The sequence below is a fragment of the Allochromatium warmingii genome, assembly GCF_900107145.1.
In the GTDB taxonomy this organism is placed as follows: Bacteria; Pseudomonadota; Gammaproteobacteria; order Chromatiales; family Chromatiaceae; genus Thermochromatium; species Thermochromatium warmingii.
This window is the reverse complement of sequence record NZ_FNOW01000010.1, coordinates 17086-35844: the sequence shown is the minus strand read 5'-3', so window position 1 is coordinate 35844 and position 18759 is coordinate 17086. Positions and strand designations below refer to the sequence as shown.

The 18759-nt window shown below is 58.8% G+C and carries 21 protein-coding genes, 1 tRNA gene and 1 other RNA gene; 5 read left to right on the top strand and 18 right to left on the bottom strand.

What is annotated here, in order from left to right; translation table 11 throughout:
* Nucleotides 1–50: 50 nt before the first annotated feature.
* From panD to pcnB, 4 genes are all read right to left on the bottom strand, one after another.
* On the bottom strand, nucleotides 51–431 hold the full coding sequence (panD, locus tag BLW10_RS04785) for an aspartate 1-decarboxylase (protein ID WP_091332661.1): 381 nt from the start codon (nucleotides 429–431) through the stop codon (nucleotides 51–53).
* A gap of 111 nt (nucleotides 432–542) precedes the next feature.
* Nucleotides 543–1415: a pantoate--beta-alanine ligase gene (gene panC, locus BLW10_RS04780; RefSeq protein ID WP_091332660.1), complete on the bottom strand. Its 873-nt coding sequence runs from the start codon at nucleotides 1413–1415 to the stop codon at nucleotides 543–545.
* A gap of 128 nt (nucleotides 1416–1543) precedes the next feature.
* Entirely contained in the window at nucleotides 1544–2350 is an 807-nt protein-coding gene (gene panB, locus BLW10_RS04775) for a 3-methyl-2-oxobutanoate hydroxymethyltransferase (RefSeq protein ID WP_091332659.1), read from the bottom strand.
* Between the two features lie 62 nt (nucleotides 2351–2412).
* Complete coding sequence (gene pcnB, locus BLW10_RS04770; protein ID WP_091332658.1) at nucleotides 2413–3762, bottom strand: polynucleotide adenylyltransferase PcnB; 1350 nt, start codon at nucleotides 3760–3762, stop codon at nucleotides 2413–2415.
* Nucleotides 3763–3860: 98 nt separating this feature from the next.
* On the opposite strand from pcnB, the gene BLW10_RS04765 reads away from it, so the two are divergent.
* Nucleotides 3861–3935, top strand: a tRNA-Glu gene (locus BLW10_RS04765).
* 413 nt (nucleotides 3936–4348) lie between these two features.
* Here the strand turns inward: BLW10_RS04765 and BLW10_RS13700 are convergent.
* The 14 genes from BLW10_RS13700 to smpB all read right to left on the bottom strand — a co-directional run bounded on the left by BLW10_RS13700 (nucleotide 4349) and on the right by smpB (nucleotide 14487).
* A complete protein-coding gene (locus BLW10_RS13700; protein ID WP_143117007.1) occupies nucleotides 4349–4543 on the bottom strand; it encodes a hypothetical protein in 195 nt (64 codons plus the stop codon).
* Nucleotides 4518–4952: a DUF5681 domain-containing protein gene (locus BLW10_RS04760; protein ID WP_091332657.1), complete on the bottom strand. Its 435-nt coding sequence runs from the start codon at nucleotides 4950–4952 to the stop codon at nucleotides 4518–4520. Before BLW10_RS04760 ends, BLW10_RS13700 begins: the two co-directional genes overlap by 26 nt.
* Nucleotides 4953–4979: 27 nt before the next feature.
* Nucleotides 4980–5378, bottom strand: a complete 399-nt coding sequence (locus BLW10_RS04755) for a hypothetical protein (protein WP_091332656.1) — start codon at nucleotides 5376–5378, stop codon at nucleotides 4980–4982.
* Between the two features lie 81 nt (nucleotides 5379–5459).
* Nucleotides 5460–6074, bottom strand: a complete 615-nt coding sequence (locus tag BLW10_RS04750) for a YqaJ viral recombinase family protein (RefSeq protein WP_091332655.1) — start codon at nucleotides 6072–6074, stop codon at nucleotides 5460–5462.
* 51 nt (nucleotides 6075–6125) lie between these two features.
* On the bottom strand, nucleotides 6126–7616 hold the full coding sequence (locus tag BLW10_RS04745) for a DEAD/DEAH box helicase (RefSeq protein WP_091332654.1): 1491 nt from the start codon (nucleotides 7614–7616) through the stop codon (nucleotides 6126–6128).
* Complete coding sequence (locus tag BLW10_RS04740; protein WP_091332653.1) at nucleotides 7616–8680, bottom strand: hypothetical protein; 1065 nt, start codon at nucleotides 8678–8680, stop codon at nucleotides 7616–7618. Before BLW10_RS04740 ends, BLW10_RS04745 begins: the two co-directional genes overlap by 1 nt.
* Nucleotides 8677–9309 carry a hypothetical protein gene (locus BLW10_RS04735; protein WP_091332652.1) on the bottom strand — a complete coding sequence of 211 codons (633 nt, stop codon included), beginning with the start codon at nucleotides 9307–9309 and terminating at the stop codon, nucleotides 8677–8679. The genes BLW10_RS04740 and BLW10_RS04735 overlap by 4 nt, the downstream gene beginning before the upstream one ends.
* Nucleotides 9302–10306, bottom strand: a complete 1005-nt coding sequence (locus BLW10_RS04730) for a ParB N-terminal domain-containing protein (protein ID WP_091332651.1) — start codon at nucleotides 10304–10306, stop codon at nucleotides 9302–9304. Before BLW10_RS04730 ends, BLW10_RS04735 begins: the two co-directional genes overlap by 8 nt.
* The gene (locus tag BLW10_RS04725; RefSeq protein ID WP_091332650.1) at nucleotides 10303–10593 is read right to left on the bottom strand and encodes a hypothetical protein; all 291 of its coding nucleotides are present in this window, start codon (nucleotides 10591–10593) and stop codon (nucleotides 10303–10305) included. Before BLW10_RS04725 ends, BLW10_RS04730 begins: the two co-directional genes overlap by 4 nt.
* A gap of 130 nt (nucleotides 10594–10723) precedes the next feature.
* Nucleotides 10724–10918, bottom strand: a complete 195-nt coding sequence (locus BLW10_RS04720; protein WP_091332649.1) for a hypothetical protein — start codon at nucleotides 10916–10918, stop codon at nucleotides 10724–10726.
* A 354-nt stretch (nucleotides 10919–11272) separates the two neighbouring features.
* A complete protein-coding gene (locus BLW10_RS04710) occupies nucleotides 11273–12100 on the bottom strand; it encodes a hypothetical protein (RefSeq protein ID WP_091332647.1) in 828 nt (275 codons plus the stop codon).
* A 108-nt stretch (nucleotides 12101–12208) separates the two neighbouring features.
* The gene (locus tag BLW10_RS04705) at nucleotides 12209–13420 is read right to left on the bottom strand and encodes a tyrosine-type recombinase/integrase (RefSeq protein ID WP_091332646.1); all 1212 of its coding nucleotides are present in this window, start codon (nucleotides 13418–13420) and stop codon (nucleotides 12209–12211) included.
* Between the two features lie 163 nt (nucleotides 13421–13583).
* Nucleotides 13584–13941, bottom strand: a transfer-messenger RNA (tmRNA) gene (gene ssrA, locus BLW10_RS04700).
* A 66-nt stretch (nucleotides 13942–14007) separates the two neighbouring features.
* Nucleotides 14008–14487 (bottom strand): SsrA-binding protein SmpB, encoded by a 480-nt coding sequence (gene smpB / locus BLW10_RS04695; RefSeq protein WP_091332645.1) that lies wholly within the window; start codon nucleotides 14485–14487, stop codon nucleotides 14008–14010.
* 134 nt (nucleotides 14488–14621) lie between these two features.
* On the opposite strand from smpB, the gene BLW10_RS04690 reads away from it, so the two are divergent.
* The 4 genes from BLW10_RS04690 (at nucleotide 14622) to purD (ending at nucleotide 18757) form a co-directional block, all read left to right on the top strand.
* Nucleotides 14622–15149 carry a 6-pyruvoyl trahydropterin synthase family protein gene (locus tag BLW10_RS04690; protein ID WP_091332644.1) on the top strand — a complete coding sequence of 176 codons (528 nt, stop codon included), beginning with the start codon at nucleotides 14622–14624 and terminating at the stop codon, nucleotides 15147–15149.
* A gap of 99 nt (nucleotides 15150–15248) precedes the next feature.
* Nucleotides 15249–16826 carry a bifunctional phosphoribosylaminoimidazolecarboxamide formyltransferase/IMP cyclohydrolase gene (gene purH / locus BLW10_RS04685; RefSeq protein ID WP_091332643.1) on the top strand — a complete coding sequence of 526 codons (1578 nt, stop codon included), beginning with the start codon at nucleotides 15249–15251 and terminating at the stop codon, nucleotides 16824–16826.
* 22 nt (nucleotides 16827–16848) lie between these two features.
* Nucleotides 16849–17439 (top strand): Uma2 family endonuclease, encoded by a 591-nt coding sequence (locus BLW10_RS04680; protein ID WP_177168983.1) that lies wholly within the window; start codon nucleotides 16849–16851, stop codon nucleotides 17437–17439.
* A gap of 13 nt (nucleotides 17440–17452) precedes the next feature.
* A complete protein-coding gene (gene purD / locus BLW10_RS04675) occupies nucleotides 17453–18757 on the top strand; it encodes a phosphoribosylamine--glycine ligase (protein ID WP_091332641.1) in 1305 nt (434 codons plus the stop codon).
* Nucleotides 18758–18759: the final 2 nt, after the last annotated feature.

The following is an 18759-nucleotide window of genomic DNA, read 5'->3' as shown; positions in this document are numbered from 1 at the left end:
AAATAAATAAACTTTGGGTTCTTTGCGTGCTGTGCGGTTCTAAATCTCTATCAGGCCGCCTGCGCCGGAATGGCGTTGCCGGTGCGCATCACGCGATTATGCTCGTTGAGATACACGAGGCTCGGCTGAAATACATCGGCCTCGGCTTCGCTTAAGGTTGCATACGCGCAAATAATGACGCGGTCACCCGGGGCCGCTTTATGCGCTGCCGCACCATTCACCGAAATAACCCGCGAACCAGCTTCAGCGCGAATCGCGTAGGTGGTGAAGCGTTCGCCATTGGTCACGTTATAAATCTGGATCTGTTCGTATTCACGAATGCCAGCCAGTTCCAGCAGTTCTTCATCAATCGCGCAGGAACCTTCGTAATCAACTTCCGAATGCGTTACACAGGCGCGATGGAGCTTGCACTTCAGCAAGGTCAGATGCATTGACTCAATCCTCTCGATGGCCAGTCGGCCCCAGTCGTCATATTTCTATTGCAGTTGGTGCAAGTCTACAGCAGCCGTTGCTGCAATGCAGCAACATCAATCAATCCTTAATCAATCCAAGTTCACGCGCAGATTATCAATCAGCCGCGCCCGTCCGAGATAGGCAGCGGCGAGAATCACCAGCGCCCGATCCGCCGCGCCAGCTGGCGCGAGATCCTCGGCGCGGCGCACGCTCAAATAATCGGGGCGCAGTCCGGCGGCAGCGAGGGCGTTGCGTCCGGCGTGCTCGGCCTGCGCCAGCACTTCGCCTGCCCGCAGTGCCTCGGCGGTCTGATTCAGCACGCGATAGAGCGCCGGAGCCAATGCGCGTTCTGCGGGCGTTAGATAGCCGTTGCGCGAACTCATCGCCAAGCCATCGGCTTCGCGGGTGGTCGGCACGCCGATAATCTCAACCGGCAGCGCCAAATCTTCAACCAAACGGCGGATGACCAGCAATTGTTGAAAGTCTTTCTCGCCAAAGAGCGCGACATCTGGCTGTATCAGATTGAGCAGCTTGCAGACCACTGTTGCCACGCCGACAAAATGCCCGGGCCGACTCGCGCCGCAGAGCCAATCGGAAAGGCCCGGCACCTCGACCCGTGTGTGACCGTCCTGACCGTGCGGATAGAGTGTGTCCACAGTTGGCGTAAACAGCAGATCACAGCCCGTCGCGGCAAGCTGGGCGCAATCCGCATCGAGGGTGCGCGGATAGGCGTCGAGATCTTCATTGGCGGCAAATTGCAGCGGATTGACAAAAATACTCGTCACGACGCGATCCGCACGGGCGCGACCTGCGCGGACTAAGCTGAGATGTCCGGCGTGCAGATTGCCCATTGTTGGCACACAGGCGATGCGCTCACCGGCGGCCCGCCAACGGCGCACCTGATCGCGCAGGTCGGCCACGCGCTCGACTTGGAGCAGCGGTGCGATTGTGGTGTCAGCCATGTTTTAATTTGAATTAAATGAATTTGAATGAATAACCGCACAGGCGCAAAGAACACAAAGAAAGATTTTTAATGATTTTCTAAATAAAAAACTTGGTGTTCTTTGCGCCTGTGCGGTTTAAAAAATAATCAATACGGCGTCTCAGCCGCCGCCGGAAAACTGCCCTCGCGCACCGCCGTGACATAGGCCGCTATCGCCTCGCCAATCGCGCTACGTCCAGCCGCCATAAAATCCCGACTAAAACGCGGCGGTCGCCCAGGATTTAACCCAAGCATGTCGTGCAGCACCAGCACCTGACCATCACAGCCCGCGCCCGCGCCGATGCCAATCACCGGAATCTGTAACGCTTGGCTAATCTCAGCCGCCAGCGCCGCCGGCACACATTCGAGCACCAGCAGACTCGCGCCCGCCTCTTCCATCAACTGCGCTTCACGGCGGATGCGCTCGGCTGAGGTCTCATCCCGCCCCTGAAAGCGATAGCCGCCGAGTCGATTCACCGACTGCGGCAGCAATCCTAAATGCGCACAGACTGGTACGCCCTGTTCGGTCAGCCGCTGCACCGTGTCAGCCAACCAAGCACCGCCTTCTAGCTTCACGACCTGTGCGCCGCCTTCCTGCATCAACTGCGCCGCTTGGTCGAGCGCCCGTTCTGGTGTCGCAGCGGCCATAAACGGCAAATCGACCACCAATAGCGCCCGTTCTCGTCCGCGAGCTACCGCTGCCGCGTGATAGGCCATCTGCGCAACAGTCACCGGCACTGTCGTTGCGTGTCCTTGCAATACCATCCCCAATGAATCCCCAACCAACAGCACATCCACGCCAGCGCGGTCGAGTAACTGCGCAAAACAGGCGTCATAACAGGTCAGACTGACGATCCGCTCACCACGCGCCTTCATCGCAGCCAGCGTAGCAACGGATACGGGGGCAACGGCCATTGGTTCGCTCCGAAAGACAGGCAAATAGATAGATGGATGGATCGAAAAAACAGCGGAGCGCGTCAGCTCGCCGTCTCGCTGCTACTCGCAATCGCCGGCTTACGGCGGCGCGAGCGGCGTTTGCGGCGGGCACTCGGATCGGTCATGCGGGCGCGTTCTTGGCTGCTGGCATCCTGAAAACGTGTCCACCAGGTCGCCAATTCGGGATCCGCTTCACCGGCCTGCGCCCGTAGTACAAGAAAATCATACGCCGCCCGAAAACGCGGATGGGTGATCAGCCGATAGGGGCGCTTTCCATCGCGCCGTTCGAGCAGCGGTTGCAGCGTCCAAATCTCGCGCATCAGCAGCCCAAAACGCTTTGGAATCGCCACCAATGGCTGTTGTTCGACGCAGACCCGCGAAGCGGCAACCTGCATTGCTTCGTGACTCTCTAACCCCCGCGCCTGCAATTCACCCCACTGTCGCCGCACCGGTTCCCAGAGCAAAATTGCGTAGAGAAAGGCCGGCGTCACCGGCTTATCTTCCGCCAAGCGCGTGTCGGTATTGGCCAGACCACGACTGACAAAGGTGATCGGAAAATCCTGCTCTTCGCAGGCTAAACAGGCTTCAGTCGCGGGAAACAGATGCCCAAATAACCCGTAATGACGCAGTTTTTCAAATACTTCCAGCCCATAGCCGGAATGAAACAGCTTGAGCAGTTCATCAAACAGCCGCGCTGCTGGAATATCGCGCAGCAGATGCCCCAGCTCGAACAATGGGCGTTCGGTTAGCGGCTCGATGCTAAACCCCAACTTGCAGGCAAAGCGCACCGCCCGCAGCATCCGCACCGGATCTTCGCGATAGCGTTTGACCGGATCGCCGATCAGCCGCAAGCGGCCCGCTTGGAGATCATCGAGTCCGCCGACATAATCAATCAGCGCAAAATCGGCGATATCGTAATAGAGCGCATTGATGGTGAAATCGCGCCGCAGCGCATCTTCCTCGATGGTGCCGTAGATGTTGTCACGCACGATCAAGCCGTTGCGCACCTGGCGATCCGCGTCGGCGCTGCCCTCAACATCGGTATCTGAGCCGGTGCCGCGAAATGTCGCCACCTCGATGATGTCGCGCCCAAAATACACATGCGCCAAACGAAAACGCCGCCCAATGAGCCGACAGTTGCGGAACACATCACGCACCTGCTCCGGCGTGGCATCGGTGGCGATGTCAAAATCTTTGGGTTCATGGCCTAACAGCAGATCGCGCACCCCACCACCAACCAGATGGGCCTGAAACTGTTCCTGCCGTAGGCGATAGAGCACGCGCAACGCCTGCTCGCTGATCTGCGCACGCGAAAGAATATGTTCGGGGCGTGGTATCACCCGCGGTTGACCGGGGCGAAGCGGAGCGGAATGAGGATCGGAATCCGGCATGGGATCTTCGAGGATTATCCGTGAGTCATCAAACGTTCAAAAGCCGCTTGTCTCAAGCAGCAAGCCGCGTATAATACGCCATTCTTGCACGACGTACCGCTCTCTTCGTCTAGTGGTTAGGACGCTGGCCTCTCACGCCGGTAACAGGGGTTCGAATCCCCTAGAGAGCGCCATATTTTTGCGTATCAAAGGCTGAGGTGAAAACCTCGGCTTTTTTTGTGTTGCGTTTCAAATAAATCTCGTAAATTCCCAATATATCACGCAAAAAAAACCCGCTGACTCCGATCAGCGGGTTTTTTGTAAGCGCCCTATCTGTAGACGCTTAAATTGGTGGTGGAAGCGGCGACTACCGAACAGTGAAGCCAAGATGCTGATATTTAAGTCTTTCCTGCTGGCTTGCTTTGTGAGTTACCCCCAAAGCTACCCCCATCAGGATGATGCTACCCCCCAGCAAACGGCGAGTTGATTTCAAATCTGACCCTCTGCCGGAAAATGTCCCCGGGGACACTCAGGGGAATACCGCGGGAGTCTCAGGGGACTCCTGCTGGACACCCGCGTAACAGGTTAGTAACCCGTTTGTAATGCGTTACAGCTTCGCCGCTCCCCCGTGAAAGTCGAGCACGATTTTCACAGGGAAGGACTCAGCCGAACGCCGCCAAGCACGGGCAGCCCGCTCGATGGCTTCTTCTGAGGTCTCGCCCCGTTCGGCCAGGACGATCAACACGGTTCCGGGCCTGATGCGATCTTCCAGCTTTTCAATTCGTGCTTTGAGGTTGCTCATGGTTTGGTACCTCTTGATGGGTGTGGCCCCGTTCCAGCGCCTCAATGCGGCGGCTGAGTTCATCGACCTCGATCACCCGCGCCAGCCCCGTTAATGCTGAGATCAGCGCCGTCCCTTGATCGGTCGTCATCTGCCCCGAAGCGATGGTCTGCATAATCGCGTGGGCTGTGTCGGTAAGGGTTGCGCCCGGTGTGAAGGTCACGGGATCGCTTGTCGGCTTCAGCGCCGGAATGGTGCGGTCAACCAGCAGCTTGGCGGCGGCGACATCGCCGTCTTTTGCTGCTTCGACCAAAGTCGAAAGAATGTCAGGGATGTCGCCGAGGATCGCCTCGCGCAGTTTCGCCTGAGTCACAATTCCGCGTGGTCTCCCCGCTGGATTTCCGCTCTGACCTTTCTGAAACTTCGCCATACTGTTCAAACCTGCTTCAATCAGGTGTCAAATAGTCGTCTGCGATGCCCAACGACGCAGCGTTCGAGCCAAATGCTTCGGGTCAGGCGACCGACCACAAGCCTGCTCGATGGCCTTGCGGATCTCAGCCGGTGCCTTGCCTGTTGCCTGCATCCGAACTGCGCCCTCTTTGACGATGAGGGGGTAGCCGGCCACCCCATCGTCGGCGGGCGCAAGACCAGCTTCCAGCACATCCAGACGCTGCTCGATGACTGCAAGACGGTCATTGTGTGGTTGCTCCGGCTCGGTGCCGTCAATCGCGCCCTGACCTTCCAAAGCAGCAATCCCGCGCAAAAGCACGCTGGTCATGGATTCGCCATCACCAGCCAAGGCGCGGATGCGCTCTTTCGTGCCAGCGGCAAAGCGCAAAGCAAGCTGTTCGCTCATATCTAGCTCGTTTCTAGCATTGATCTAGCCAGCATTCTAGCCAAAATCTAGCACTGGTCTAGCCGACTGCTAGATTTGTAGCTAGACAACTGCTAGACGCATATTCCAGCGCCAGCGGCCATTAGAGCGATTGCGCCGGATGGGTATTCCAACACCATAGCCATGACTTGCCAGCGTCGCTACGGGCGTTTTGAGCGGTCTGCTCGCTGCCGCTTCTCGCACAACAGCCGCGAACCCAGATAACGACAGTTCCGCCGTCCATTCCAAGCCGTCCCACGAACCGAGAGTCGGCCATAGCTCGCGCAAAGGCAGCACCACGCGCCAGTCTTGCCGATCAGCACGATACCATTCGGCGGAACAGCGCCCCGCCGTTTTGATCTCCAACACACCGGGGCCATCGGGATGCCCGACAATTTGCCGGTCGAGACTCGCCAAGATGTAACAGTGTTCTGGATGCGCCAGCACGCGATTGATGCGCCGAATCCGGTTGCCTGTCAGTCGAGCGTACTCGTCGGCGATGGGCGCTTCTAGGATCGACCCCCAGCGCATGACGTCGCTGTCCGACTGCTCCACGTCCCTGACCTTACTGAGGTAAACGTCCAGCGGTGTGCGCCACGGTGACAGCCCCGCAATCGCAGCTACGTCCGATCCACCAATGCCGCGCCGCCGTTGAGCGCGATGCTCTTCAGTCAACATATAAATTCCCCCCAAAAAAGGTCCGGATGGTGAGTCCGGCCAACTCGCCTTCTAACCGTGCGCTCGCCCGCGGCCTTTGGCCCAGCGGATGTTTCGGGCACGAATCCAGCGTGTCACATCCTCCGGCGGGTCAAGGTCAGGCTCTAAGTTTTGCCACTGGTACGGCGGCTTCCAGCCCTTGAATCGCTCAACGGTTAGGTGAAACGCCATGCCGGGTTTTTTCCCATTCAGAATGGCGTGGCCCATGACTCCCCGATAGAAACGCCGCCGTTCGTCCATGTCAGCCACCAGCCCCATATCCGCCGCACCAAATTCCACGAGATCGCCGTCGCGGGTCATCACCTTCGATTTGCGTTGCGGCCGGTCAATGCCACACTCGGAACAGGTCACTTGCACACGCTCCATCAGCGCCCCGCAGTGCGAGCACGCCACCAAAGCATCCTTGTCGCGGGGCTTGCGCACCTCGCCCGTGCCCTTCTCGCTGGTATTCAAGTCTTGAACCTCAAAATGCACCGGCAACCCGTGCTTGAGCGTGTTCCCGCTGTGGTCGAGGATCAGGCAATCAACCTTGCCCTCGGCACGTCGGATTCCGCGCCCCATTTGCTGCATGTGCAAAGCTTCCGAGAGTGTCGGGCGGGCCAGAATCAAACACGACGCACTCGGCACATCAAAGCCGATCCCAAGCACGTTGACGCTAGTCAGAATGCGGATGTCGCGGGTCTTAAATCGGGCGATCAGGTCGCGCCGCTCGTCGGTCGCGGTGTAAGCGTCAAGATGTCCAACGCTGATGCCGACCGCCTCAAAGTCATCACGAAGCGCCTTGCTGTGCGCGATGCTGGTCGCAAAGCACAACGTCTGCCTGTCCTCTCCGCGTTCTTGCCAAGTCGTCACGACGTCCCCGACGAGCGCCGCCTGATTCATCGCTCGCCCTAGTTCGGCTTCGATGTAATCGCCACCACGAACCTTGACGCCCTTCAGCGCATCAGCCACAGCGTCCGAAGCTGGCGCAAAACCGCGCACCGGCACGAGGAATCCGTTGTCGGTCAACCAGCGGATCGACGGGCCGCGCACCAAATTGGTGAAATACCGCCCCAATCCCTTGCGAAGGGGCGTCGCACTCAAGCCGATGAAAGGAATTGCCGTCCAGCGTTCCATGAGCTGGATGTGCGTTTTGTGGAGGATGTGGGCCTCGTCAACCAACACCACATGTGCCCAATCGGGAGCTTGTCGCGCCCGGATGGTCTGGATCGAGGCAACGATGATGTCGTCATCCCGCGAAAAGCTGGTGTTCTCGCCCTGCAAGACGCCGACGGTCAGCCCGATCTCGCTGAACGTCCGCACGGCCTGACCGACTAGCTCGATGCGATCCACGACAAACAGCGCCTTATGGCCCTTCTCCACAGCCAGCCGCGCCAGATGCGCTGCTACCACAGTCTTGCCCCCTCCGGTGGCGAGCGCCAAAAGCTGGCGCTTATGGCCTTGGGCAAATCCCGCCCGCAGTTCGTCAATGAGTGCCGCCTGATGTGGGTAGAGATCGAACATCACGCGGCCCTCCGTGACTGAAAGGCCTCAGAACAGAAGGCGTCGGCATCCCCCCACAACGCCATGACATCGCGGATCGTCCGCCCCTGACAGTGGGCGTGATGGCAATAGAACCCGGGCCAGCCGCCGTCAGACTCGAAAACGATGGTATCTGAGCCGCTTTTCGGTGACGGGCTGGTGTGCTCGCTCGACCACGGGCAGCGCACCCCGTGCTTGTTGCCCTCCAAATGACCGACATAGGCGTCATGCGCTTGAAACCAGCGCACCACATCGAGGGATGCGTAATTGCCCTGTCCCTCGATCCGAGTCGCGCTACGGGCTGCCGTGCCGGTCGAGCGCGTCTGACTTGATTGGCGAGCGAAGTAATCGGCCAATGCAGCGACCTGCTTCGGGAGCACCTGTTTCCAGTCACTGGGCAACCAAATCGCCGAACGCCGATGAGGTCGGTCAGCCGTATTCGGCCCCTTGCGTTTCACACTGCCATACAACGCACACAATCGCGCCGGATTCCGAACTGCCCGGTCGAACTCGACCACATCGTCCGAAAACTCCCTGTGCAATCCGGCATAGATCAGCGCCAACTGCTCACGGGTCTCCGGTGTGTTGGGCAGCGCCGTCCGATATTGCAGATGCCAGCCGTTGCCGGACATCGCTATCGCCGGAAGGGGCCAATCAAGCGCCAGCAACCGATCCCGAAGCCCCTGAGCGCGAATCAGCGCCTCGTCAAGTTCGTCGGCGGTGCTGCTGGTGCCGGTCGGTCGAACCGGATCGAAGTCGAAGAACAATCGGCAATAGCGTTTCACCGCATGATCGGGCGTGCGGGGCCGTTTGCGGGGATCTGCCTGTCGCTGCTCGGTGAGATAGCCGACCAGCGCGTCACGGTCGATGCGTTGCAAAGTCGTGAACAGATTGCCAGCCCCGGCCCATTCCCGTGCTTGGTTCAAGATCACCTCGGGCCGGTCATCCCAGACAGCTTCTACCCCTCGGACGATCCGACATAGCTCGATCCAGCCAGCGTCATGCGTCAGCCGTTGCAAGTATTCGAGCGTGGTGACCCGCTTCATGGCGTCACCTCCTCGTTGATGTCGATGTCGATGCCGTCATCATCGAGCGGGCGAAATTTCGGCGCGTCGGGCGTCGGGGGGGTCTGGGAGGGGTCTAATATCTTTGAAGTTGAAAAGGTAGTTGTAGTTGGGGCTTGGTATGGGGCTTGGGTAGCCCCTTGGTAAGCCCCTTGTGAAGGGGCTTGGTAAGCCCCTTGGTAAGCCCCTTCGTCGGTCTTGAAGATCGGCCAGCGCGATAGGAAAAGCTCGATCAAATATGAGGTTGGAAGCGACTGGATATGCCGCCGCCCATCGGTCACGCGAAAATCCTTTTCTGGATCTTTTCCTGCGCGTCCACTCCAGCGAAATTGCTCGCCACAGACGCACGGCACATAGACCACATCGGCCTTGGCGTCCCATAAAATCAGCCCCGCCGACTCCAGCTCCTCCATGATTCGGGCCACGAAATCACGTTCATCGCAGACCATCTCGGCAATCGCCGACAAGGTGATGAAATAGATGCCGGTGGCGTGGGACTCGAGCGCGTTTTCAAGGTAGCTGTAGACCTTGAAGTGCGCGTCCGACAACTTGAGCGCCCCCCGAAACTCTCGCGTCCACTTGGCCGGTGGAGAGTAGTGATCCTTACGCATGACCCACCTCCTCCGCGCCGAATCGCGCCACGAGCCGATCCGTCGCGGTGCGTAGCTCACGAATCAATATCCGCGCATCCGATTCGAGCAAAGAGACTTCGGCGTCCTCGACCTGCTCTAACGCTTGCCGCACCAGCCCCAACAGCCCCGTGACGCGATGGGCCGCGTGCATGGCATCTTTGGCCGTCGGCGGTTTGGGAGCGGGCGTAGCGGGCGCTGGCGCGGCAGTTTCGGCATGGAGCTTGTCCGTCTCGTCGCGGATGGCGGCGAGATCGTCGCCCTCGATCTCTTCGACGATGATCGGCTCGGGGGCGGTATCGCCCTGAGCGTAGTCGTTGGCTAGGGGAGGGGCGACCGGATCAATGCGTTCAGTTTTGGAAGTATTCCATTTCTGAACAGTCGCATTGACAGAACCCACAGAAACGCCGACCTGCTCGGCAATCTCCCGCTGACTCTTGCCATCCTCAGCGAGACGCTGAATCTCCGCGTCGCGTGCGATCTTCGCCGCTTCTCGCGCCAGCTTGGTCAGTTCTGAAGCCCAACGCGCCGAACACTTCAGCAGTGAAGCCACGCATTCGGTATCAGCCGCCTGACAGAACCCTTCACGCACGGCGGTCGCGTAGGCACGTTCGAGGTCTTCACGACTGCGCCGCCGACCGTGCGTCGCATTGGCTGACAGCGCATAGCGCAAGGCATCCTGTCGCGTCCCGTTGAACTGAATCGCGGGGATTTCATAGAGACCAGCGCGGCGGGCCGCCTCCGTGCGCTGGAAACCGTCCGCGACGAAACGCGAATAGCCGTCGCTGAAGACCACGATTGGCGCGGCGTGAATCCAGTCACCGATGTTTTCGGCATACTCAGCAATCAGCGCCTCGTCCACGCGAGTGCGCTGCTGGATTTCGGGGTCGATGGTCAGCCCGTTGATTGGTAACTTGATCGGCGTTGGGCTAGTGCTAGTGGGGGCCGAAGCCCCCTGTCCTTGGGGGCGCTTGGTCATTGCACGGCACCTCCCTTGCTTACGTGCTCCACGATCAAGCGGGCTTCAGCCACCAGCCCCGAAGCCGTCCAAATGCCATCCGCAAGGATTTGCTGGTTCACAACGGAGCCGTTGGCTAGGTCGCTGGTGACGGCGGTCAGCAAATCGAGCACCGCTGCAACACGGATTAGTGTTGCTTCGAGCGCATTGATATGCAGACCAGCGTGCGCGTCCGCACGGACGGCCAGCAGCTCTTCAGGTGTGTTGAACTGTCCGAAGCGGACTCGGGTTTTTCGTGCGGTTTTCATCGTGTCGATCTCCAAGTTGGTTGGGGAGACCGACCGCAACGGGCAGGTGACGCAAGAGCCAAACGTGCGAGCGCACGGGGGTTGGTGTACAATCGTCTTTGCGTCGTTGTCCGCTAGGGTCGGACTTTACTCAGGGAGCTGCTAACTCCCTGGGACGACGCACCTCTGCTAAAGGCTTGTCGTCCTTTTTCCAAAATACGCCTAATTTCTGAATCTTTGCAAGCCTGTTGTGGATGCGCCCCGCAACAGGCTTTTTCATTTCCGGCCACTGTCTGGCCAGCTTCTCGCGCCGTTCTGCGCGGATTTTCTGCGATCTGGTAGGCATTAGGCGGCTCCCTGCGCGTTTTCAATCAGCGCGCGGATATCCTCAACGCGCCATACCGTTACGCGCTGGCCTAGCTTTACTGGGCTTGGAAAACGACCTGTTTTGACTCCTGCCCACCAGCAGCTTTTGCCGACAGGAATTAGTGGGGGGGTACCGACCTTTTTATCACCGATTATTTGAGGGAGACGGAGAAACCCAGTCTCGGGGAGTTGATTCGCCATTGCGATTCGATCTCGGTTGTTGAAACACGAGTCGATTCAATCGCATCCGACAAGCATTAAAAAGAGAAAGGGTGTCACCTTTAACGGTGTCACCCCTTTTCAGCCCGCGCCGTTGCTGAGTTAGCGGGGGTCGCTATTCTTCTGGCTTACGCCCTACCGATGCCCAATCGGGGCGGACGATTGATGCACCCTTTTGGGCGAGCGTCTCAGAATAACCTCGCTTGATAAGCCAGTTTGAAACTTCATTGTTGTCTGGGTGGGTGGATTTATCGCTAGGGTCAGCGTTTGCCCAGAAGCGCGTAGCTGCTTGATTCAGTGCTGCCAGTTTTTTTGATATATACCCCGCGCCAGACTTGCCATGAGGGGTTGTTTCAGCGGGCGACAGCGCCAGCAAATTCGTCGCAGGGTCTGGCAGCGCATAAAAACCATCCAGCACGGCACCATGCAATTCACATGGAATGATCGGATTAAATGTTAAGCCCCGATCTCCGTCGCGCTCGCCGACAATAGCCAGTCGATATTGCCCATAAGCGCGGCTAAATGCGCTTTCAAATTCGTCGCGCCACACGAAAACACCAGCAGGCAGCAACGGGATAGATTCTCTAATCCAAATGGGGCGCTGCTCCTCTCGGGATTTTCCAGTTCCATCAAGACGCGCCGATAGGCCGGCCAAGTCGTCCACAACCAAGTCCCACTCCTTTGGCTTCATCTCGACAATGGAATCATTTTCGATCAGACAGAAAGCCGTGAGCGCCGAATAGCGGATCGTTGGAAGGGGCGATGTCTCACCTTCATCAAAACTTATGAAATCATCGTCATGGGGCGGGCGTCGCTCGATGACAAGACGCTGAATCATATCGGTCAGCGCCAGCGCATTAGCGAGCACGTCAGGAGAAAGCATCCATCCGGTCACAAATGGAATTGTACGAACTGGAATTGCCTCGCGGCCTTCAATCAGCACAACAGCGGATATAGACTTATTTCCAGCCATTGCCGAACCCCATGCAGATCGGTGAAGGTCAAAGCTCCGTGGCGGGTGGTGCCGTCTCGGGGCTTGCTTTTGTTTGGGCTACCCCGCCCGCTTCAACGGAATAACCTTCGCCCCCTGCTTGATCCCGTCCAGATAATCAGCCCATGCCTGCATCATGTTGTGGCGGGCGTCCAGATGGGCCGTCCGGTTGTAGGCTCTGCCGTTCGGATCGCGCACGGCATGAGCCAACTGGTGTTCGATGAAATCAGGCCTAAAACCCAGCACCTCATCAAGAATCGTCCGCGCCAGCGCACGGAAGCCGTGACCGCTCATCTCGTCTTTGGGAATGCCCAAGCGACGCATGGCGGCGAGGATGGCGTTATCGCTCATCGGGCGATCCCCGCCACGCGCTGAGGGAAAAACATAGCGCCCGCGTCCGGTCAACGGGTGGAGTTCGCGCAGGATAGCGAGCGCCTGAGTGGAGAGCGGAACGATATGCTGGTTACCGGTCTTGCTGACCGTATAGCGCCACTCGGCAGCGTCGAAATCGATATGTGCCCATTCAGCTTTACGCAGTTCGCCGGGGCGGACGAACACCAGCGGAGCGAGTTTCAGGGCACAGCAGACAGTGACTGTGCCGGTATAGCCGTCGATCATTCTCAATATCTCGGCAACCCGTGCGGGGTCGGTCACGGCTGAAAAATGCGCCCCTTTCACTGGCGATAGCGCACCGCGAAGATCACCGGACGGGTCACGGTCAGCCCTGCCGGTAGCGACGGCGAACCGAAAGATTTGGCCGCAGGTCTGCAAGGCGCGGTGTGCGGTTTCGAGTGCGCCGCGCTTTTCGATCCGCTGAACGACGCCCAGCAATTCAGGCGCGGCGATATCGGCAATTGGTCGCCCGCCAATCCAAGGGAAAATATCGCGCTCTAGTCGGCGAATGATCCTGTCCCCATGCGCCGCAACCCAGTTCGGCGCGTGCTTGGCGTACCACTCACGGGCGATGACCTCGAAACTGTTGGCCGCTCGATCCTCACGGGCTGATTTCTGCGCTTTGCGGTGCTCACCGGGATCGACGCCAGCGGCCAGCAGCTTACGGGCTTCGTCGCGGCGGGTGCGGGCATCCTTCAAAGCCACATCGGGGTAAGTTCCAAGCGACAGCAATTTTTCCTTGCCATTGAAGCGATACTTGAGCCTCCACCACTTACCCCCGCTCGGTGTCACCAGCAGGAATAGGCCGCGCTCGTCGGCCAGCTTGAAAGGCTTGTCTGTAGACTTGGCGTTACGAACAGCGGCATCTGTCAGTGGCATGGGGGTAACTCCCGATGGGGGTATCTCGGTTACCCCGAAAAGTTACCCCCGTGTGCTAGTGGATGTTCGCGGACGATGTTACCCCCATACGGACAACTAATCAATAAAAAACCCGCACTTAGGCGGGTTCTCGGATCGTGCTGGACGTGCTTGGATGCTTAAATGGTGGAAGCGGCGGGAATCGAACCCGCGTCCGCAAGCCCTCTGCCATTGGTTCTACATGCTTAGCCCGTTCTATTGTGTTTAACCTTCCGCCGCCCGAAGGGCAGGGCGATCAGTCGGCGATTCCGTTAGGTTTTAGCGGTTCAGGTCCGGACGCCCGTCACCACGATCCTATGTGTTTTTACCCCAGGAATCCGCCGTCCATAGGCAGGCAGCGGTCTGAGGCCCGCTGGGATTAAGCAGCGAGAGCGTAGTTGTCGTCGTTGGCAACTATTGGTTTGCGGATAGTTTTACGAGGTTTCCCGCACCTCGGCATGCACCTCAGGTTTTGCGACCCACGTCGAAGCCATGTCGCCCCCAGGTGATTTGTTGGTCAATATAGAGAAGCTTTGGTTCCAGAGCAACAGGAAAAAGCAACACCTGTTTCAACCCGTCTTAAAAATCCGCTCTTTTTCGCGCTGCCAGTCGCGGTCGCGCTCGGTGGCACGTTTATCATGCTGTTTCTTACCCTTTGCGAGACCGATCTCCAGCTTGGCGCGTCCGCGTTTCCAATACAGCGCGGTCGGAATCAGCGTGTAACCGGCGCGTTCAGTCAGGCCAATCAGTCGATTCAGCTCCGAACGCTTCAGTAACAGCTTGCGGCTGCGTGTCGGGTCAGGGCTGATATGGGTCGAAGCGGTCGCCAGCGCCGAAATATGCGCCCCGATGAGAAACCCCTCGGCGTGAAGAATCTTGACATAGCTTTCTTTGAGCTGGACACGTCCGGCACGCAAGCTCTTGACCTCCCAACCTTCGAGCACCAGTCCGCACTCAAGCCGTTGCTCGATGAAATAATCGTGCCCGGCTTTTTTGTTGAGGGCGATGGTCGCACCGCCGTTAGATGCTGTTTTTGTATGCTTAGCCATGTGTGCGAGTGTAGCCGAAAGCGGGCGCAAGATTAAGGTGATTTCAAGTCAAGTCTCGATCCGTTTCGCGGCGCGGTTGGCGATGGCTTGACACACCCGCCGCACAGGTCACACTGTTTTAGGATTAACACCTCATGGAGACGCTTGTGGCCGACGCGATCCTGACCCGTATCGAGATCAGCAAAGACTATCTCAATTTCAGCTCCGGCCATTTCACCCTGTTCTCGGCTACGGAGCGCGAGAATCTGCACGGTCATAATTTCCGTGTGCGCTGTGCAGTCACTGCGCAGGTGGGGGACGGCGGGCTGACCTTCGATTATGTGATCCTGAAGCGTGCGCTTAAAGTGCTCTGCGATGCGCTCGATGAGCGCGTGTTGTTGCCGCTGGAATCGCCCTATCTGCGCATTGAGCGTCAAGACGGGCTGGTGCTGGCGCATTTTGCGGATGAGCGCATTCCGTTTCTTGAACGCGATGTGTTGTTGTTGCCGATTCGGAATGTCACTATCGAAGAACTCGCCCCGCTGCTGCTCGAACGATTGCGCACGCAGGTTGAGATCGCCGCAATGACCGCTGCGATCCGTGCGATTGAACTCGGAGTGTCTTCCGGTCAAGGGCAGTGGGCGATTGCTCAATGGGACAATCGCGCCCAAGCCATCGCGTGATGGGTATCTGCGCAACGAATCCCGCCACCATCGACCACAGTTTCAGTATATTTGCAGCATTCGCACATCCATCTGCTTACGAGAACCCTGGACGACCCGATGCAACCTATTCAACGTGCTCTGATTAGCGTCTCTGACAAAACCGGCCTACTCGACTTCGTGCGCGTGCTCGCAGCGCAGGGCGTTGAGATTCTCTCAACCGGCGGCACCGCCCGCCTGCTTGCCGACAACGGCTTGACCGTGATCGAGGTCTCCGATCACACCGGCTTTCCAGAGATGATGGACGGGCGCGTAAAAACCCTGCATCCGCGCATTCACGGCGGCATTCTCGGTCGGCGCGGTCTGGATGACGCGATCATGGCCGAGCATGGCATTGCGCCGATTGATCTGGTCGTAGTCAATCTGTATCCGTTCGAGCAGACGGTCGCTGATCCGAATTGCGATCTGGGCACAGCGATTGAAAACATCGACATCGGCGGCCCGACCTTGCTCCGTGCAGCAGCGAAGAATCACGCCAGCGTCACCGTCATCGTCGATGCTGCCGATTACGAGCGCGTCGCCGAGGAACTCCAAGCCAGCGGCGGCGTGAGTGCCGCGACGCGCTTTGATCTGGCGGCGAAGGTGTTTGAGCACACCGCCCGTTATGATGGCGCGATTGCTAATTATCTTTCCAGCCGCGCTGAGGCTGAAACCGAAGCCGAAGCCGGAGCTGAAACCAACTTCCCGCGCACGCTGACGCTGCAATTTAAGCGCCAGCAGTCGATGCGCTATGGCGAAAATCCGCATCAACAGGCGGCGTTTTATGTCGAGCATCAGGTCACAGAAGCCGGTATCTCGACCGCGACTCAGCTTCAGGGTAAAGCCCTGTCTTATAACAACATCGCCGACACTGATGCTGCGCTCGAATGCGTGAAACAGTTTGACCAAGCGCCAGCCTGTGTCATCGTCAAACACGCCAATCCCTGCGGTGTCGCGTTCGGGTCAACCCTGCTCGATGCCTATAATCGCGCCTATCAGACCGATCCTGAATCCGCTTTCGGCGGCATCATCGCGTTTAACCGTGAACTCGATGCCGACACCGCCCGTGCGATTGTCGAGCGGCAGTTTGTCGAGGTGATTATTGCGCCGCGTGTCGCCGCTAATGCCCGCGCTGTGGTCGCCGCCAAGCCAAATGTGCGATTACTCGAATGCGGTGACTGGAACAGCGAACCAAGTGCCCGACTGGACTTCAAGCGCGTTCACGGCGGTTTATTGGTGCAAGAGGCCGATTTGCGCCTGACCGATACGCTGCGCACCGTCACCACGCGCCAGCCAACTGATGCCGAATTGACCGACCTGCTGTTTATGTGGTGCGTGGCGAAGTTCGTGAAATCCAATGCCATTGTGTATGGCCGCGAGTGCATGACCATCGGCGTCGGTGCCGGACAGATGAGCCGCGTCAACTCAGCGCGTATCGCCGCGATCAAAGCCGAACACGCCGGTTTAACCGTCGCCGGATCGGTGATGGCCTCCGATGCCTTTTTCCCGTTCCGCGATGGTATCGACCAAGCCGCCGCTGCGGGGATCACGGCGGTGATTCAGCCGGGTGGGTCGATGCGTGATGAAGAGGTGATTGCTGCTGCCAATGAGCACGGCTTGGCGATGGTCTTTACCGGAATGCGCCATTTCCGGCACTAAGGCGCGTTTGGAGAACCGCATCATGTCTGCCGCCGCTCCAGATCGGAATGCGCCGCTCACCCACGCGGCCTATTTTCAATTAGAGCAAGCCGACGACTGGCGTTACGAATATCTCGCCGGCGACGTGTTTGCGATGGCCGGCGGCAGTGAGAGTCACGCATTGATTGCGGCCAATACGCTCGGCACGCTGAGTCTGGCGCTGCGCGGACGCCCATGCCGCGTCTATGGCTCCGATATGAAGCTACATCTCGCGGCGCTGGATAAATTCTGCTATCCCGACCTGATGGTGCTGTGCGAAGCCGGACGCCGCACGCCGCGCTATGTCGAAGCGCCGCAGCTCATCGTTGAAGTGCTGTCGGCGTCTACCGAATCTTATGATCGCGGTCTGAAGTTTGAGCACTATCGCACCATTCCCGAACTGACCGATTATCTGTTGCTCGATCAAACGCGCCCGCACGCCGAACTGTTTAGCCGTCAGGGTCACGCACCGCTCTGGACGCTCACGGAATCAACGGGATGGCATAGCGTCATCACCCTAAATCATTGGGACATCGAACTTGCGTTAGCCGAGCTGTATCGCGATGTCGCGTTCAACCTAACTTCTGAGCATTAAAAGCTTTTTTATTATGAAGATATTGATTGTAGGCAGTGGCGGCCGTGAGCACGCCTTGGCGTGGAAAGTCGCCCAATCGCCGCACGCCGAGCGCGTTTTCGTTGCTCCGGGCAATGGCGGCACCGCCACTGAATCGGGTGTAGAGAATATCCCGCTTGCGGTCACGGACATCGCCGGATTGGTCGCATTCGCGCAGCGTGAAGCGATTGGCCTGACCATCATCGGCCCCGAAGCGCCGCTGGTGTTGGGCTTGGCTGATGCGCTTGCAGACGCTGGCATCCTGTGCTTTGGCCCCTGTCAAGCGGCCGCACAGTTGGAAGGCTCGAAAGCCTTTGCCAAAGATTTTCTCCAGCGGCACGGCATCCCGACCGCAGCGTATGGCGTGTTCACGGAACTGGCACCGGCGCTGGCCTATTTACAGCAGCTTGGTGCGCCGGTTGTGGTCAAAGCCGATGGCCTCGCCGCTGGTAAAGGCGTCGTGCTTGCTGCCGATCTCGCCACAGCGGAAACCGCCGTGCGCGAGATGCTCGACGGCGGGCGCTTCGGTCAAGCGGGCGCACGGGTGGTGATCGAGGAATTTCTCAGCGGCGAAGAAGCCAGTTTTATTGCGATGGTCGCCGGTCGGCACATCCTGCCACTGGCCTCCTCGCAGGATCATAAAGCGCGTGATGACGGCGATCAGGGGCCGAATACTGGCGGCATGGGTGCCTATTCCCCCGCGCCCATCGTCACCCCCGAGATTCACGACCGCATCATGCGCGAAGTGATGGAACCGACCGTCGCCGGACTCGCCGCTGAAGGTGTGCCCTATCTCGGCTTTCTCTATGCCGGATTAATGATCGCCGCCGACGGCACACCCAACGTCTTAGAGTTCAACTGTCGCCTCGGCGATCCCGAAACTCAACCGCTGCTGATGCGCCTGCAATCGGATCTGGTCGAACTCTGCCTCGCCGCGCTCGCCGGACAGCTCGACCAGACACAGGCCGACTGGGATCCACGTCCGGCACTCGGCGTCGTTCTGGCCGCTGGCGGCTATCCCGATGACTATGCAACTGGTGCTGTCATCAGTGGACTGGAAAATCCCACGCCACCTGCCGTTAAAGTCTTTCAAGCTGGAACGCAGCGTGTCGGCGACACCACCCTGACTCAGGGCGGGCGCGTGCTCTGCGTCACCGCCCTCGGCGAGCGCGTCGCCGATGCCCAGCGTTTAGCCTATCAAACTGCCGATACGATTCACTGGCCAGGCGTGTTTTATCGCCGTGATATTGGACATCGCGCCATTGCCCGCGAATCATCTGGCCCGCTTGAGCGCGAGTAGTC